Raw genomic sequence first — 15,249 nt, 5'->3', positions numbered from 1 at the left:
AAAGCTGCAATGACCTCCCACGCCGACGATTACCAGGACATCCGCGACGGCATTCGCGCGCTCTGTGCCCAGTTCCCCGCCGACTATCATCGCAAGGTCGATGACGCCCGCGCCTACCCGGAAGACTTCGTCGATGCGCTGACACGCGAAGGCTGGATGGCGGCCCTCATTCCGGAAGCCTATGGCGGCTCCGGCCTCGGCCTCACCGAGGCTTCGGTGATCATGGAGGAAATCAACCGGGCAGGCGGCAATTCCGGCGCCTGCCACGGCCAGATGTACAACATGAACACGCTTGTGCGGCACGGTTCGGAGGCGCAGCGGCTGAAATACCTGCCGAAGATCGCTGCGGGCGAGCTGCGGCTTCAATCGATGGGCGTGACCGAACCGACAACCGGTACCGACACCACTAAGATCAAGACAACAGCGGTGAAGAAGGGCGACCGCTATGTGGTCAACGGCCAGAAGGTCTGGATCAGCCGGGTGCAGCATTCCGACCTGATGATCCTTCTGGCCCGCACCACGCCGCTGGCGGACGTCCAGAAAAAGTCCGAAGGCCTGTCGATCTTCCTGGTCGATATCAAAGACGCCATGAAGACAGGCATGGACGTCCGTCCGATCCCGAACATGGTCAACCACGAAACCAACGAGCTTTTCTTCGACAATCTGGAGATCCCCGAAGAGAACCTCATCGGCGAAGAAGGCAAGGGTTTCAAATATATCCTCACCGGCCTCAACGCCGAGCGGACGCTGATCGCCGCCGAATGCATCGGCGACGGCTACTGGTTCACCGACAAGGTCACGTCCTACGTCAGCGAACGCCAGGTGTTCGGCCGTCCCATCGGACAGAACCAGGGCGTCCAGTTTCCGATTGCAGAGGCCTTCATCGAGGTCGAGGCGGCCAACCTGATGCGCTACAAGGCCTGCGCCCTTTATGATGCCGGCGCGCCCTGTGGAGCGGAAGCCAACATGGCAAAATATTTGGCGGCCAAGGCGAGTTGGGAAGCGGCCAATGCCTGCCTCCAGTTCCACGGCGGCTTCGGCTTCGCCTCGGAATACGACGTCGAACGCAAGTTCCGCGAGACCCGGCTCTATCAGGTGGCGCCGATTTCCACCAATCTCATTCTCTCCTATGTCGCCGAGCATGTGCTCGGCATGCCGAGGTCGTTCTGATGGTCTTGCCGCTCGAAGGACTGGAAATCGTCGCCATCGAACAGGCGGTGGCCGCCCCCTATGCCACTTCCAGACTCGCCGATGCCGGTGCCCATGTCACCAAGATCGAACGGCCCGAGGGTGATTTCGCCCGTGGCTACGACGATGTTGCAAACGGCCAGTCGAGTTATTTCGTCTGGCTGAACCGGGGCAAGGACAGCGTGACGCTGGATCTCGCATCCGACGGGGGAAAGGAAATCCTTGCCGGTCTGATCGCGAAGGCCGATGTCCTGATTCAGAATCTCAAACCCGGTTCCCTTTCCCGGCTCGGATTCGATCCGGATGAGCTTGCCGAAAAGCACCCGCGTCTGATCACCTGCTCCATCAGCGGCTATGGCGAGGACGGACCGATGGCAGATCGCAAGGCATATGATCTTCTCATCCAGGCCGAAACCGGCCTTTGTTCCCTCACCGGCGGTCCGGGCGAACCGGCCCGCGTCGGCATTTCGCTGGTCGACATTGCCACCGGCGTCACAGCCTATACCGCCATTCTGGAAGCCTTGATCCGGCGCGGCGTTACCGGCAAGGGGGCGCAGATTTCCGTCTCCATGTTCGACGTCCTCGCCGACTGGCTGACGGTGCCGCTCCTGAACCATGAGGGCGGCAAGAGCCCGAAACGCATCGGTCTCGCCCACCCATCCATCGCTCCTTACGGTGTGTTCCATCCCGGAGAAGGCGCTCCCATCCTGATCGCCATCCAGAGCGACCGGGAATGGCGGACGCTATGCGACGAATTCATCGGCAAGCCGGAGCTTGGCACCGATTCCCGGTTCGCAACCAACGTGGCGCGGGTGAACAACCGGACGGAAACGGATGCCGCTGTCGCCGGGGCCTTTGCGAAATTTGACGCAGGCACCGCCATCAGGCTTCTGTCGGAGGCAAAGATCGCATTGGCCTCGGTGAACGACATGGAAGGGCTCTCCAAGCATCCGCATCTTCGGCGCGTCACCGTCGATACCCCGGGCGGCCCGGTCTCCTTTCCGGCACCGGCCGCGATCTTCAAGGGCGAGAGCCGCAAGCTCGGCCCTGTGCCTGCCCTCAAACCGCTGGAGACCTGAATGGATCTCGACATCGATCATCTTCGTGGCTGGATCGGACGACAGGACAGCGCTTCGGAGATCTTGAGCCCGGCACTCGTGCGCCAGTTCAACGCCACATTTGACCGCACCTCACGTACGGTGCCGGGCGGCATCGCCCCGCTCCTCATCCATTTCTGCCTTGCCCAACCGGCGGAACCGACCGCTGGCCTCGGCCCGGACGGTCATCCGGCCCGTGGCGGCTTTCTGCCGCCCGTGCCCCTGCCGCGCCGCATGTGGGCGGGTGGAGAGTTCACCTTTCACGGCGACATCCGCATCGGCGACGAAGTCCGGCGGGTCTCGACGGTCAAGGACGTGTTGCTGAAGCAAGGCCGCACCGGCCCTCTCTGCTTCGTGACCGTCCTTCACGAGGTCACGGCAAGCGGCACCCCGGTCCTCACCGAACGCCAGGACATCGTCTATCGGGATACCCTGGGGCGAACATCAGCGAAGGCCGAACCGGATGCAGCCCCGGCTGGCGAGCATTCCCGCCGGATCACTCCCTCCGCGCCTTACCTCTTCCGCTATTCGGCCATGACTTTCAATGGTCACCGCATCCACTACGACAAGGACTACGTTCGCGACGTCGAGGGCTATCCGGGTTTGATCGTGCATGGACCGCTGCAGGCGACACTGCTTTGCCAATATGCCGCCGATCTCAAGGGTCAGCCCCCGACGTCTTTCCGCTTCCGAAGCCTCGCAACCATCTTCGACACGGCCGATTTCACCATCAACGCGAGCGCTACCGAAATCGGCATGGAACTCTGGACCGCTCAGGTCGGCGGCCCCGTTGCCATGGAGGCGACCGCAACATGGTAGGTTCCATTCAGGCTCCACTCTTCGTGCCTGCCAACCGCCCGGACCGGTTTCAAAAGGCCGTGGCAACGGAAGCCGATGCCGTCATTCTCGATCTCGAAGACGCTGTTCCGGCGAGCGAAAAGGAGACCGCCCGCGCCGCCCTCACCACCAGCTTCACCGAGAAACCTGTCTTCGTTCGGATCAACGGCTCCTGCACTCCATGGCATCCGGCGGATATCGAGGCGCTACGGCCCTTGAATGTTTCTGCCGTCATTCTGCCGAAAGCAGAAAATCCGGAAGAAATCACATCGCTCCGGAGACTTCTGGACGGGCAGACTCCGGTCATTGCCCTCATTGAAAGCGCAAGAGGTCTGGCCAATGCCCGCGCGATTGCCGCGACGGACGGCCTTGCCCGCCTTGCCTTCGGCTCCATCGACTATTGCGCGGACCTCGGTTGTGCGCACCTGCGGGAGGTTCTTCTGCCCGTCCGCAGCGAACTGGTTCTGGCGTCCAGGCTGGCGGGCATTGCCGCGCCGATTGACGGGGTGACCGCGCAACTGGACGATCCTGGCGTCACGTTCGAAGACGCCGCCCATGCAAGAGATCTGGGCATGACCGGCAAGCTCTGCATTCACCCGAAACAGGTCGCAGAGGTCCGGCGCGCCTTTGCCCCCACCGTCAGGGAGGTTGATTGGGCCAGACGTGTCCTGGACTCCGGAGACGGGGCTGTTTCGGTGGACGGCATGATGGTAGATGAACCGGTCCGCATTCGCGCCCGTGCCATTCTCGCCGCCGTCCAGGAGCCTGCTTCTTGAGCCTTCCGCAATTTGTCCTGATTCCCGGTCTTCTGAACGACGCAGATCTCTGGCGCGATCAGGTCTCCGGCCTGGCCGGTGTCGCCCGGCCACTTGTTGCCGACATAACCAGGGGCAACACTCTGGCGGAGCTGGCAGAAACGGTTCTGGCGGCAAGCGACGACCGATTTGCCCTTGCCGGTTTTTCGCTCGGCGGCCTCGTGGCGCAGGAAATCATGCGCCGCGCGCCGGAGCGCGTTACCCATCTGGCACTTCTGGACACCACCATGCTGCCGGACACGCCCGAACGCGTTGCCGAACGCCGGCGGCTCCTCGCCATGGCGCAGAAGCCAGGGCGGTTCCACGGCTTCGGTAACAAGCTGGCGGCTTCTTATCTGGCGCCGGAAAACCAGGCGAACCGGGAGATGATCGCCCGCGTCCGGGCAATGACCGAACGACTCGGCCCAGAGGTCTTCATCCGCCAGAACCGGATCGAACGCCCCGACAGCCGCTCTTCGCTTCCCCGGATCACCTGCCCCACGCTGGTCCTCTGCGGCCGCCACGACGTACTGACGCCGCCAGCGCTTCACGAGGAAATGGCGGAACTCATTCCCGGAGCCGAGAGGGTCATTCTGGATCACAGCGGACACCTGACGCCGATCGAGCAGCCGGAGGAGGTCATCTCCGCGCTGCATGACCTGCTCTCGCGCTAGGCGCATAAGGAGTGCACTTGTTTCCGGGGGGCAATTTCCCGGGTGCACACCGGCATTTTTGCCTATATCTTTCTTGAACCTTTTTGGAAGTTTCAAGAATGCCAACGATTTATCAGCTGAAATCCCGGTTTCAGGATCTCCTCCGTCCGATTTGCCGGAACCTCGCCGCAAGGGGTGTCACCGCCAACCAGGTGACACTGACGGCCCTCGGACTTTCCGTTCTTGAAGGGCTGCTTCTCTGGCTTTTCCCCGGCGCCTTTCTGCCACTGATCCTGCTGCCGCTCGTGCTGTTCGTGCGCATGGGCCTTAATGCCATCGACGGCATGCTTGCAAGGGAACACGATCAGAAGTCTGATCTCGGCGCGGTTTTGAACGAACTCGGCGACGTGCTTTCCGATGCCGCGCTCTACCTGCCCTTCGCGCTGCTGCCCTTCGTCCCCGGGCAGATCGTCATCGGACTTGTGGTTCTGGCTATCATCGGGGAAATGACCGGTGTCATCGGCGTGCAGATCGGTGCGAGCCGCCGCTATGACGGGCCCTTCGGCAAGAGCGACCGGGCAGCCCTTTTCGGCCTCTGCGGTTTCCTGATGGCGCTCGGCCTCACGTCCGCGCTCCTCTATAAGGTCCTCTTCGGCGCGGGGCTGGTCCTGTCCGCCGTCACCATCTGGAACCGCGTCCGTGCGGCCATCAGGGAAAAGCAGGCGTCATGACCCTTCAGACTATTCATTGGGCCCTGATCGGCATCTGGGGCGTCCTGGCGGTGGCAAGCATCATCGTCTACGCCATTTCACGGCGCTCGGAAAAGAAAATGACCGAACTCGTCCAGCGCACCCAGAGCTGGTGGGTGATGGTGGCGATCTTCACGGTGTCGTTTCTGGTCAGCAACACGGTCTCGATCATCGTCTTCGCCCTGATCAGCTTCCTGGCGCTGAAGGAGTTCTTCTCCATGATCCCGACCCGCCGCGCCGACCGGCGGGTGCTGTTCTGGGCATATCTGTCGATCCCGGTCCAGTATTTCTGGGTCTATGACAGCTACTACGGCATGTTCGCGGTCTTCATTCCCGTCTACATGTTCCTGTTCCTGCCGTTTGCAAGCCTGCTCACCCAGCAGACGGAAGGTTTCCTGAGGGCCGTCGGAACACTCAACTGGGGCCTGATGCTCTGTGTCTTTTCCATCAGTCACGCGGCCTTCCTGCTGATCATGCCGCCTACGCCGGAGAACAGCACCGGTGGGCCGGGCCTGCTGCTCTTCCTGATCTTCCTGACCCAGTTCAACGACGTTGCCCAATACACCTGGGGCAAGATGCTGGGCCGCAGGAAAATCATTCCCGGCGTCAGCCCGAACAAGACCTGGGAAGGATTTCTGGGTGGTGTCGGCACCACCTTCGTCCTGGCGCTCTTGACGGCGCCGCTGGTCACGCCGTTCGACATGATCCATGCCGCTGCCGCCGGTCTGCTCATCCCGGTTGCAGGCTTTGTCGGCGATGTCACGGTTTCCGCCCTCAAGCGCGATCTCGGCGTCAAGGACACCGGCAGTCTTATTCCCGGCCACGGCGGCATTTTGGACCGCATCGACAGCCTGACTTTCACGGCCCCGCTGTTCTTCCACTTCACGCGCTATTTCTACTACTAGGCGGGTGAAGCAAACATGAGCATCGACACCGGGACAGCGAATCTCTTCCCCCTCCTCCGTCACCCCGGACGCAGCGCAGCGGAAATCCGAGGCCGGGGCGCCTCGGCGCCGGAGAAATTCGATTGCAAGCAGCACAGCTTTGTGGCTCTCCGATCCCGGCTCGCGCTCCGCTTGGCCGGGATGACGACGGAGAGAATGGAAACTCGCCGACTTCCATTGGTTCCGCTACAGGGATTCCAATGATGCTCCAGAAGGCCTTCTACATCTTCGTGAAGATCGGAGTCCTGTTCCTGCTCGGGCTGAACGTGCGGCGCAAGGAACTGCTGCCGTCGGACGGGCCAGCGATCATTGTCGCCAATCACAACAGCCATCTCGACACCATGGTGCTGATGGCCCTTATGCCGCTGTCGAAGCTGAGGGACATCAAGCCGGTCGCCGCCGCCGACTACTTCTTTTCAACGCCCCTCAAGGCCTGGCTGTCGGAACACGTGCTCGGCATCATCCCGGTTGAACGGGACCGCAAGGACAAGAACTCCGACCCGCTTGAAGGTTGCTATCAGGTTCTTTCCGAAGGCAAGGTCCTGATCCTCTTTCCCGAAGGCTCGCGTGGAGAACCGGAGCAGATGACGGATCTCAAGAAAGGCGTTTCCTACCTCGCCGAGCGTTTTCCGGATGCTCCGGTCGTCCCTGTCTTCACGCACGGCCTCGGCAAGGCATTACCAAGAGGCTCGTTCCTGCTGGTCCCCTTCTTCTGCGATATTTTCGTCGGAGAACCAGTGACTTGGAGCCGAGACCGGACTCAGTTCATGACCGAGCTGAAGGAGCGCTTTAACAAGCTTTCGACGGAAAAAACCTTTGCGCCCTGGGAGTAGGACACTTGCCGCCCTCTGGGGCTTCGCCGAGGCAACGCTGTTCTTCATCGTGCCCGATGTTCTGCTGACCAGCCTTGCGCTGACCTCTCTCGGGAAAGCCTTGTGGGCGGCGTTGGTCGCAGCGCTTGCTGCAACGACCGGCGGCATCCTTGTCTGGTACTGCGCAGCTCACGATCCGGAAGCAACGCGCGGCGTCCTGGTTCACGTACCGGGCATCTCGAAGACCAGTTTCACAACCGTGCAGCAGCTCCTGGAGAGCGGCCTGTTCGATGGCATGCTGCACGGTGCCTTTTCCGGCGTGCCCTACAAGATTTTCGCTGCCGAAGCCGGACTTTCCGGAACGGGTCTTGCACAATTTGCCCTGCTCTCGCCGATAGTGCGGCTGCCACGCTTCCTGGTGATGAGCCTGATTGCATGGGGACTGTCCCGGCTGGTCGGCGGACGGCTCCCGGATAGACAGAAGCTCGGGATCAGCCTGGCGCTCTGGGCCGTATTTTACGTCTTCTATTTCGCTCTCGTGGGCTGGTAGGACATCGCGCGCGATCCGCGCTGCTCGCGAACTCAGGTCTTCAGAGGATACCTGTCCGCTTCCTCGAAAACATCAATCACCTTGCTTCCGGCCTTGATCAGGGCCGAATGAACGGCACCGCTCGGAATGTCGTACGGGTCCCCGGGCCCCAGTTTCCTGACCTCGCCTTCAATCGTCAGCTCGATCTCGCCACTCACGACGGTTCCCCACTGAGCCAGATGGGAATGAGGCGGAAGCTCCATATCCTTCAGGAAGTCGAAAAAGATCACGAGACCTGCGTCGGACCGGATCGCATAGGCCCTCACGACATCTTCCGGAAACGGGATATCCAGCTTTGGAAAATTGCGAATGAAATCCGGGAACTGCATGGGATGCCTTTCTGAGAAATGACTGAAACCACTTCCCTACCCTAGTCCGCACCTCCCGGCTCTTCAACGCGTCCTTCCGGATCGGCGCGCAGCTTGCGCTGCACTTGTCCGGAATGACCGGGAAATGCTGGAAACTCTCCCCTAGCCGTTCAGCACGTCCTTCACGGTGGTTGCCAACTGCTTCAGCGTGAAGGGCTTGGGCAGGAAGAAGAACTTCTCGCCCGGAGGCAGGTTTTCTTCAAAGGCGTCTTCCGCATAGCCGGACACGAAGATGATTTTCAGGTCCGGACGGGTCTTTCGCAGCTCGACAAGCAGCGACGGGCCGTCCATTTCCGGCATGACCACGTCGGACACCACCAGATCGATCTGGCCGCCGGTTTCTTCCATGACTTCAAGTGCCTCGTTACCCGATCCCGCCTCGTAGACCGTGTAGCCGCGGGACGCGAGCGCGCGGGCACCGAAGGCGCGCACCGCTTCCTCGTCTTCCACCAGAAGGATCGAGGCGGACCCGGTGAGATCGGCAACCTTTTCCGGCTCTGCCGGTTTGGCTTCCGGTTTTTTCGCTTCCACCACCTGCGGGATGTGACGCGGCAGGAACAGGCGGAACGTCGTGCCGATATCGACCTCGGACGTACAGAAGATGAAACCGCCGGTCTGCTTGACGATGCCGTAGACGGTGGAAAGGCCGAGACCGGTCCCCTTGCCGACTTCCTTCGTGGAGAAGAACGGGTCGAAAATCTTTTCCATGATCTCCGGCGGCATGCCGTGGCCGGTATCTTCCACCTCGACGAGCGTATATTCGCCTGCCTGCATACCGCGGGTGTTTTCGAACTGGGTGCTCTCGGCTTCCGACACATTCCGCGTGCGGATAGTCAGGCGGCCACCGTCTGCCATGGCATCACCCGCATTGACAGCCAGGTTGACGATCACCTGTTCCAGCTGGTTGAGATCGGCCATGACCGGCCACAGGTCCCTGCCGTGGATGACCTTCAGCTCCACCTTCTCGCCGAGCAGGCGATCGAGCAGGATGGAGAGATCCGCCAGAACGTCGTTGAGCTCAAGCTGTTGCGGGCGCAGCGTCTGACGACGGGAAAAGGCCAGCAGCTGGCGCACCAGACCGGCGGCGCGGTTGGCGTTCTGCTTGATGTTCATGATGTCCGGGAAGGACGGGTCGGACGGCCGGTGGCTGGTCAAAAGCAGGTCGGAGAAACCGATGATCGCGGTCAGGACGTTGTTGAAATCGTGGGCGACACCGCCGGCAAGCTGGCCGATCGCCTGCATCTTCTGGCTCTGGGCGAATTGCGCTTCCAGAGCCCGCTGTTTGGTGGTTTCCAGCGCATAGACAATGGCCGCCTCGCCGTCGCCTTCACCTTCCTGCACCGCGGAGACATAGAAGGTCGCCGAACGCGGATCGTTGCCTTCCACCAGGGCGATGTCGATCGGAGAGATCTCGCCGATCCCGTTGGCGGCTGCCCTCAGGGCCTTGGCCAGTTCCTCGCGGCCGCTGTCTGCCACGTATGCTTCCAGCTTCGGCGAGCCGTCGTCCGTATCGACGGCGCCGAACAGCTTCAGGAACGGCGCATTCGTCCTCAGAACCCGGCCTTCCTTGTCGAGCGAGGCAATGGCCATCGGCGTGTTGTTGAAGAAACGCGCGAAGCGGACTTCCGCGGCCCGCAGGGCCTCGGACGCCTCCTCGCCGCGCGAACGGTTGAGCACCAGCGTACGGCTGTCGCCAGCGTGGCCGTTTTCACCGAAAGGCACCCGGTGCAGAAGGCGCACGGGCAGGCCGCGCCCGTCGCGGGTGACGAAATCGAGATCGAAGGTTTCGCTCTTGACCTCGCCCGCCTGGCCCTTCACCGAGCGGATCAGCTCCGTGCCGTCGCCGCGCACGATCCCTGAAAGATCCAGATCGCCCGCATCGAACTGGGCAAGATCGTAGCCCAGCCAGTCGGCGAGCGTCGCGTTGAGATAGACGATGCGCCCTTCCGCATCGCAGGAGAAGAAGCCCGCCGGCGCGTGGTCGAGAAAATTGATGACCCGCTGCAGCTCCTGGAAGGAGTTTTCCTGCTCGGCCCGGTCTCGCGTGATGTCCGCCAGCTGCCAGACCGCCATCGGCTTGCCGCCGCCGCGTTCCTTGGAAACCAGCAGCGGGCGCACGGAGACCCGGTACCAGCGGGCGGCGCCTTCCGCCCGGCCGAGCGGATACGGCATACGGATTTCCTCCTGTGCCCTGCGCCCGTCGCGCATGGCCTGGGACAGGCGGAAAATGGCGTCCGCCGCGTCCGGGTCGGAGGAAAAGACACGCTCCACGACGCGGATGTCTGCGGCCGTTTCAGACCCGGTCAGATCCGCATAGGACTTGTTGGCATAGACGAGACGGCCTTCCATATCGGTGATCAGGGCGCCGTCTTCCAGAGTGTCGACAAAAGCGGAAGCCAGCGGGCTGGCTTCGCCCGGACGGGCCGAAAGGCGCAGGAAACCGATGGCACCGGCGAACAGGCAGAACACGCCAACCACGGCCAGAATGCCGAGCAGCGCCAGAATGAACGGTTGCGCCACGTTCCGGTCCATGACCGCGAAGGCGGCAGCCGCGCCAACCAAGAGCAGCGCCAGACCGATCAAGAGCCCGATGTTCCCGGAACGCTCCGGGCGGCTGATCATCGGCCCGCTCGGCGCTCCGTTCATGTCACTCATACATCTCGTCTCCCCGGCCCGATTCGCCATACATGAGGCCGTTGTTAAGCATTCTGTGCTTACTACCCGATTTCAACAGATATGAAACCGAGTCTTGCAGAAATTCACCTGTTTGCGCTGTGTTTATAACCAATCGAGCGCCGGTGCAGGCTAATTTGCCCGCCAGGCGGCCTTGCGGCGCATCCGGAAGACGAAGCCAATGACTTCCGCCACGGCCTTGTAGTGCTCCTCCGGCACTTCCTGGTCGATATCGACCGTCGCATAGAGTGCCCGGGCGAGCGGCGGGTTTTCGATCACCGGCACTTCGTTTTCCTTGGCGATCTCGCGCATCCTGAGCGCAACCGCGTCGGTGCCCTTGGCAAGGCAGAGCGGTGCGCCCATGCCGTCTTCGTACTTCAGCGCCACCGCGTAGTGGGTCGGGTTGGTCACCACGACGGTAGCCTGCGGAACCGCCGACATCATCCGCTTGCGCGAGCGTTCCATGCGCAGCTGGCGGATCTTGCCCTTGACCTGAGGGTCGCCTTCCGTCTGCTTGTATTCCTCCTTGACCTCACGCAGCGACATCTTCTGCTTGTTGAACCACTTGTTGCGCTGATAAAGGAAATCCGCACCGGCAACCACGGTCATGACCGCCAGAACCGCCGCCAGGAGCTGCAGGATCAGCTCCTGTGCCTCGCGCAGGATCACCGAAGGATCGGAAAAAACCATCACGTCCGCTTCATCACGGTGCGGCCACAGCACCGCGACCATGATCGCGCCGACGATCCCGATTTTAAGCATGCCCTTTGCGAAATTGACCAGACTGTCGGCCGAGAACAGCCTCTTGAATCCGGACGCCGGTGAGATTTTCGACAGTTTGGGCTTGATCGTCTCCGCCGTCAGAAGCGGCTGATGCTGGATCAGGTTCCCGGCCACCGCCATCAGCACCAGCGCCAGAAGCGGAACACCGACAATGAGGGCAACGGATTCGCCGGTATCCCGCCAAAGTGCCTTCAAGGCATAGCCGTCCGCCGTGATCTGGTGCGCATGCTCCAGATAGTTCTTCATCATTCCGCCGAGAGAGGCCGCCGTGCTCGGTGCGAAAATGCCGATCATCAGGGTCGCCCCGGCCAGGGTGAACCAGGTGCTGACTTCCTGCGATTTGGGAACGTCCCCCTTGTCATGCGCTTCCTTCAAGCGCTTTTGCGTGGGGTCCTCTGTCTTTTCCGAGTCGTCGCTGTCGTCAGCCATTGCGAAGCGCTACCCTGCGATAAACTTGCCGAGCGCCTGCTGAAAATGATCCAGGTAGAACATCATCACGGTCGTCATCAGCACCATCAAGAGAAACAGCCCGATCGCGATGTTCACGGGCATGGCGATAAAGAAGATCTGCATCTGCGGCATCAGCTTGTTGAGAAGGCCGAGGCCGAAGTAGAAAACCAGGCCGACCACCAGGAAAGGGGCAGCCATGCGTACGGCTATTGTAAACACATGAGCGACCGTTTCCGTCGCTGTTTGGGAGAAATCCCCAATCGGCAGGCTTCCCCCTGGCGGAAAGATCGTGAAACTGTCGTGAAGCGCGGCAATCACCAGGTAGTGGGTATCGGTGACAAAGACCAGGGTAACCCCGAGGATCGACAGGAAGTTGCCGTAAAGTGCACCCTGCTGGCCTTCGTTCGCGATGTCCGTACCGAGCGCGAAGGCCATTCCTGACTGGTTGGCCATGATCACACCGGCGATCTGCAAAACCGACGTGATCAACCGGGCACAAAGGCCGATGCCGAACCCGACCAGCATTTCGCCGCCAAGCAGAACGACCAGCTGCATGGGATTCTGGAGCAGATTGACCGGATAGAGCGAAGACGCCACCGGAAATAGAACAAGTGTCAACGCCAGGGCAATGGTCAGGCGGAAGCGTGTCGGAATCGTGCTCTCGCCGAGCGCGGGCAACAGCATGATCATTGTCCCGAGACGCGCGAACATCAGCATGAAGATGGCTGTAACCTGGGGAAGGAAATCAAGCTGGATCGTCATGCGCCACCGCTTTCAAGGACGTGCTCTAGCTGGTGGACAGGATCATTTCGGCGACCCGCCCCATGAAGGATTCCAGCAACTGCCCCATGAAAGGCAGGGTCAACAGCAGCGTGAGGAAGATCGCCAGGATCTTCGGTACGAAGACAAGCGTCATTTCCTGGATCTGGGTCAGTGCCTGGAACAGGGCAATGACGACGCCGACAAGGAGGCCGACGATCATGACGGGTCCGGCCACCAGGATCATGGTCCAGACGGCTTCGCGTGCGAGATCGAGAACTTCACCACCCGTCATTCAGACGTCTCCTGCCGGCCCTTGCCGCCTGATACTCCCACTGATCCCGCCTCAGGATCAGATCGGCATCCGCATGATTTCTTCGTAGGCGGAAATCACCCGGTCGCGAACGGCGACCATGGTTTCCAGGGCAACTTCGGTTTCGGAAATGGCAGTCACCACATCCACGACATCGGTCTTGCCTTCGACCATGCCGACCGCCTTTTGGTCCGACTCACGGCCCTTGTCGATCACTGTCCCGACGGCCTCCTGCACCATCTGGCCGAAGTCGACCTGCTGCGGGGAGGATTCTTCCAGCGCGCGCGCCTGCTGCTGCAGCCGGGCGGCCATCTGGTAGGCGTTGTTTGCAATTGATGGCGTGGACATGGGCCCCACTCCCTTTCCGGATTACCTTCGGCGCATCACGCCTTCAGGATGTCGATGGTTCGCTGCAGCATCCGCCGCGTCGATTCGATAACGTTCAGATTGGCCTCGTAACTCCGCTGCGCCTCACGCATGTCGGTCGTTTCGATCAGGGTGTTCACGTTCGGCTGAAGCACATAACCGTTGGGATCCGCAGCCGGATGACCCGGCATGAAAACGGACTGGAAGTCGGTGTTGTCTTCCGCAACCTTGCCGAGTTCGACCATCTGAGCCCCGAGTTCCTTGTCGAACTGGGACTTGAACGTCGGGACCTTGCGGCGATAGGGCAACTCGTCCGGTGTCTTGGCGGTCGAATTCGCATTCGCGATGTTTTCCGCGATGATCCTCATGCGCCCGTTCTGCACTCTGAGGCCGCTCGCGGAAACGAACAGGGATTTGATCAGGTCCATTCTATCGGTCCTTTAAGCCGTCAGGTCTTAAGCGCTCTTGGACAAGGCCGTCCGGATGAGGCCCAATCCCTTCGCATAGAGTGTCGTCGCCGCCTGGTAGTCCATCTGGTTGGCAGTGATTTTCATCATCTCTTCTTCGAGGCTGACGCTGTTGCCGCTCGGGGTCACTTCGAAGGTGTCCACCATTTCGACCCTGGCATCCTTGCTCCCGGATATTGCTCCGGCAATGTGCCCGTTCCTCGTGGTGTCTGTCGCAAGCGCAAGCGAGGCCTTCCCGACATAGTCACTGAACTTGTAGTCCTTGACGTCCTTGGCGCTGTAGCCGGGAGTGTCCGCGTTGGCGATGTTTTCGGCGAGCACGCCCTGGCGCGCCTGATGCCATCGCATCTTGCTCTTGAGCGCCTGGAACAGCGGCAGGTCCGTAACAGCCATCCTCGTTCACCATCCGTTAACCAACTAGGCAATGATTGCCGGGTAAATAGTTAATGAAAGGTTAACGCAATTCGCGCGCAAATCACGCAAACCCCTCAAAAACCAGTGGAAGAGCACAACATTCCTTTGCATTTCGCGAAATGAGCGCCGCCCTCGACAGGCAAATTTTGCCCATCTCTGTTAACTTGAGACCTAGAGAGATTCGAAGCGGATCAGCAAGCAATCCTTCTGTGCTTTCAGGCTCTGCATCCGCCGTCTGAAGCTTTGAAAAGCAAAAGAACAAAGAGGTTTGGGGGCGATCTGCCCGTAACGGCACCGGAACCGGATTTACTGGGGATAAGAAAGACATTCCCCAATTGAGGCGGAAATTTCGGGTATCCGGCAGACACAGTCACAGCGCGGTCACGGGCGGCACGAGGTACAAATGCTTAAGTTGATAGAAGACACCTTCAACGTGGACGGAGGCTTTTCTCAGGTAATTGCGGTCATCCTCGCGTTAACCGCGGTCCTGCTGCTTTTCGGACTGTTCGTTTTCATTCTGAAACGCCTGATGGGCGCAACAACGCCGCAGAGCCGCAGCAGGCAGCCCAGAATTGCCGTCATGGACAGCGCCACCGTCGACACAAGACGCCGGCTTGTGCTGGTGCGCAGGGACAATGTGGAACACTTGCTCCTCGTCGGCGGTCCGAGCGACGTCGTCGTTGAACAGAACATTATCCGCAACGCCCCGCTTGCGGCAGGCCGCCCCGGCGCACACGCCTTGGCCGGTACGGCGCTTGCCACATCAGTCAAATCGCCAATGGCGCCCGGACCGGAGATCCCGCCCCGCCCGGAAGACCTGTCCCCGGCCGCCGAGGCAGCTCCTCTCGCGCCCGCGCTCCAGGCAAAGGTTCCGGTACCGGCAGCGTCACCGGAAGAAGCCCCTGCAGAACCTCCGCTCAGAACTCCGGCAGCGGCCGCTTCCGTACCGAAGCCGCCCGCAGCACCGGTGACCGCGCGGCAACCGGCTGCGGA

The 15,249-nt window shown here is 61.1% G+C and carries 18 protein-coding genes; 10 read left to right on the top strand and 8 right to left on the bottom strand.

Annotation, left to right across the window (positions count from 1 at the left end; translation table 11 throughout):
• Positions 1–9: 9 nt before the first annotated feature.
• From ACQY7U_RS20620 to ACQY7U_RS20580, 9 genes are all read left to right on the top strand, one after another.
• Positions 10–1,170 carry an acyl-CoA dehydrogenase family protein gene (locus ACQY7U_RS20620; protein WP_428648684.1) on the top strand — a complete coding sequence of 387 codons (1,161 nt, stop codon included), beginning with the start codon at positions 10–12 and terminating at the stop codon, positions 1,168–1,170.
• Positions 1,170–2,267, top strand: a complete 1,098-nt coding sequence (locus tag ACQY7U_RS20615) for a CaiB/BaiF CoA transferase family protein (protein ID WP_428648682.1) — start codon at positions 1,170–1,172, stop codon at positions 2,265–2,267. Before ACQY7U_RS20620 ends, ACQY7U_RS20615 begins: the two co-directional genes overlap by 1 nt.
• Entirely contained in the window at positions 2,268–3,104 is an 837-nt protein-coding gene (locus tag ACQY7U_RS20610; RefSeq protein WP_428648679.1) for an FAS1-like dehydratase domain-containing protein, read from the top strand.
• Complete coding sequence (locus ACQY7U_RS20605) at positions 3,098–3,898, top strand: HpcH/HpaI aldolase/citrate lyase family protein (protein ID WP_428648677.1); 801 nt, start codon at positions 3,098–3,100, stop codon at positions 3,896–3,898. The genes ACQY7U_RS20610 and ACQY7U_RS20605 overlap by 7 nt, the downstream gene beginning before the upstream one ends.
• Positions 3,895–4,590: an alpha/beta fold hydrolase gene (locus ACQY7U_RS20600; protein ID WP_428648675.1), complete on the top strand. Its 696-nt coding sequence runs from the start codon at positions 3,895–3,897 to the stop codon at positions 4,588–4,590. The genes ACQY7U_RS20605 and ACQY7U_RS20600 overlap by 4 nt, the downstream gene beginning before the upstream one ends.
• Positions 4,591–4,688: 98 nt before the next feature.
• Complete coding sequence (locus ACQY7U_RS20595; RefSeq protein WP_428648673.1) at positions 4,689–5,300, top strand: CDP-alcohol phosphatidyltransferase family protein; 612 nt, start codon at positions 4,689–4,691, stop codon at positions 5,298–5,300.
• Positions 5,297–6,223, top strand: a complete 927-nt coding sequence (locus ACQY7U_RS20590) for a phosphatidate cytidylyltransferase (RefSeq protein ID WP_428648670.1) — start codon at positions 5,297–5,299, stop codon at positions 6,221–6,223. The genes ACQY7U_RS20595 and ACQY7U_RS20590 overlap by 4 nt, the downstream gene beginning before the upstream one ends.
• A gap of 242 nt (positions 6,224–6,465) precedes the next feature.
• Complete coding sequence (locus ACQY7U_RS20585; RefSeq protein ID WP_428648667.1) at positions 6,466–7,095, top strand: lysophospholipid acyltransferase family protein; 630 nt, start codon at positions 6,466–6,468, stop codon at positions 7,093–7,095.
• Complete coding sequence (locus ACQY7U_RS20580; protein WP_428648665.1) at positions 7,079–7,624, top strand: hypothetical protein; 546 nt, start codon at positions 7,079–7,081, stop codon at positions 7,622–7,624. The genes ACQY7U_RS20585 and ACQY7U_RS20580 overlap by 17 nt, the downstream gene beginning before the upstream one ends.
• Before the next feature lie 32 nt (positions 7,625–7,656).
• Here the strand turns inward: ACQY7U_RS20580 and ACQY7U_RS20575 are convergent, their stop codons facing one another.
• From ACQY7U_RS20575 to flgB, 8 genes are all read right to left on the bottom strand, one after another.
• Positions 7,657–7,992, bottom strand: a complete 336-nt coding sequence (locus tag ACQY7U_RS20575; protein WP_428648662.1) for a cupin domain-containing protein — start codon at positions 7,990–7,992, stop codon at positions 7,657–7,659.
• A 141-nt stretch (positions 7,993–8,133) separates the two neighbouring features.
• Complete coding sequence (gene cckA / locus ACQY7U_RS20570; RefSeq protein ID WP_428648659.1) at positions 8,134–10,686, bottom strand: cell cycle histidine kinase CckA; 2,553 nt, start codon at positions 10,684–10,686, stop codon at positions 8,134–8,136.
• Between the two features lie 150 nt (positions 10,687–10,836).
• Positions 10,837–11,916 carry a flagellar biosynthesis protein FlhB gene (gene flhB / locus ACQY7U_RS20565; protein ID WP_428648656.1) on the bottom strand — a complete coding sequence of 360 codons (1,080 nt, stop codon included), beginning with the start codon at positions 11,914–11,916 and terminating at the stop codon, positions 10,837–10,839.
• A 9-nt stretch (positions 11,917–11,925) separates the two neighbouring features.
• Positions 11,926–12,699 (bottom strand): flagellar biosynthetic protein FliR, encoded by a 774-nt coding sequence (gene fliR, locus ACQY7U_RS20560; RefSeq protein WP_428648653.1) that lies wholly within the window; start codon positions 12,697–12,699, stop codon positions 11,926–11,928.
• A 25-nt stretch (positions 12,700–12,724) separates the two neighbouring features.
• Positions 12,725–12,991, bottom strand: a complete 267-nt coding sequence (gene fliQ / locus ACQY7U_RS20555) for a flagellar biosynthesis protein FliQ (protein WP_428648650.1) — start codon at positions 12,989–12,991, stop codon at positions 12,725–12,727.
• A gap of 57 nt (positions 12,992–13,048) precedes the next feature.
• A complete protein-coding gene (locus ACQY7U_RS20550; protein WP_428648647.1) occupies positions 13,049–13,357 on the bottom strand; it encodes a flagellar hook-basal body complex protein FliE in 309 nt (102 codons plus the stop codon).
• Between the two features lie 35 nt (positions 13,358–13,392).
• A complete protein-coding gene (flgC, locus tag ACQY7U_RS20545) occupies positions 13,393–13,803 on the bottom strand; it encodes a flagellar basal body rod protein FlgC (protein ID WP_428648644.1) in 411 nt (136 codons plus the stop codon).
• Between the two features lie 27 nt (positions 13,804–13,830).
• Complete coding sequence (flgB, locus tag ACQY7U_RS20540) at positions 13,831–14,235, bottom strand: flagellar basal body rod protein FlgB (protein WP_428648642.1); 405 nt, start codon at positions 14,233–14,235, stop codon at positions 13,831–13,833.
• A 424-nt stretch (positions 14,236–14,659) separates the two neighbouring features.
• Between flgB and ACQY7U_RS20535 the strand changes: the two genes are divergently transcribed.
• A partial coding sequence (locus ACQY7U_RS20535; protein ID WP_428648639.1) for a flagellar biosynthetic protein FliO occupies positions 14,660–15,249 on the top strand: 590 nt, incomplete at its 3' end.

The sequence above is a fragment of the Roseibium sp. genome (genome assembly GCF_050301095.1).
Taxonomy (GTDB): domain Bacteria; phylum Pseudomonadota; class Alphaproteobacteria; order Rhizobiales; family Stappiaceae; genus Roseibium.
Note: the sequence above shows the minus strand (reverse complement) of the source record. Positions and strands in the feature narration are given on the sequence as shown.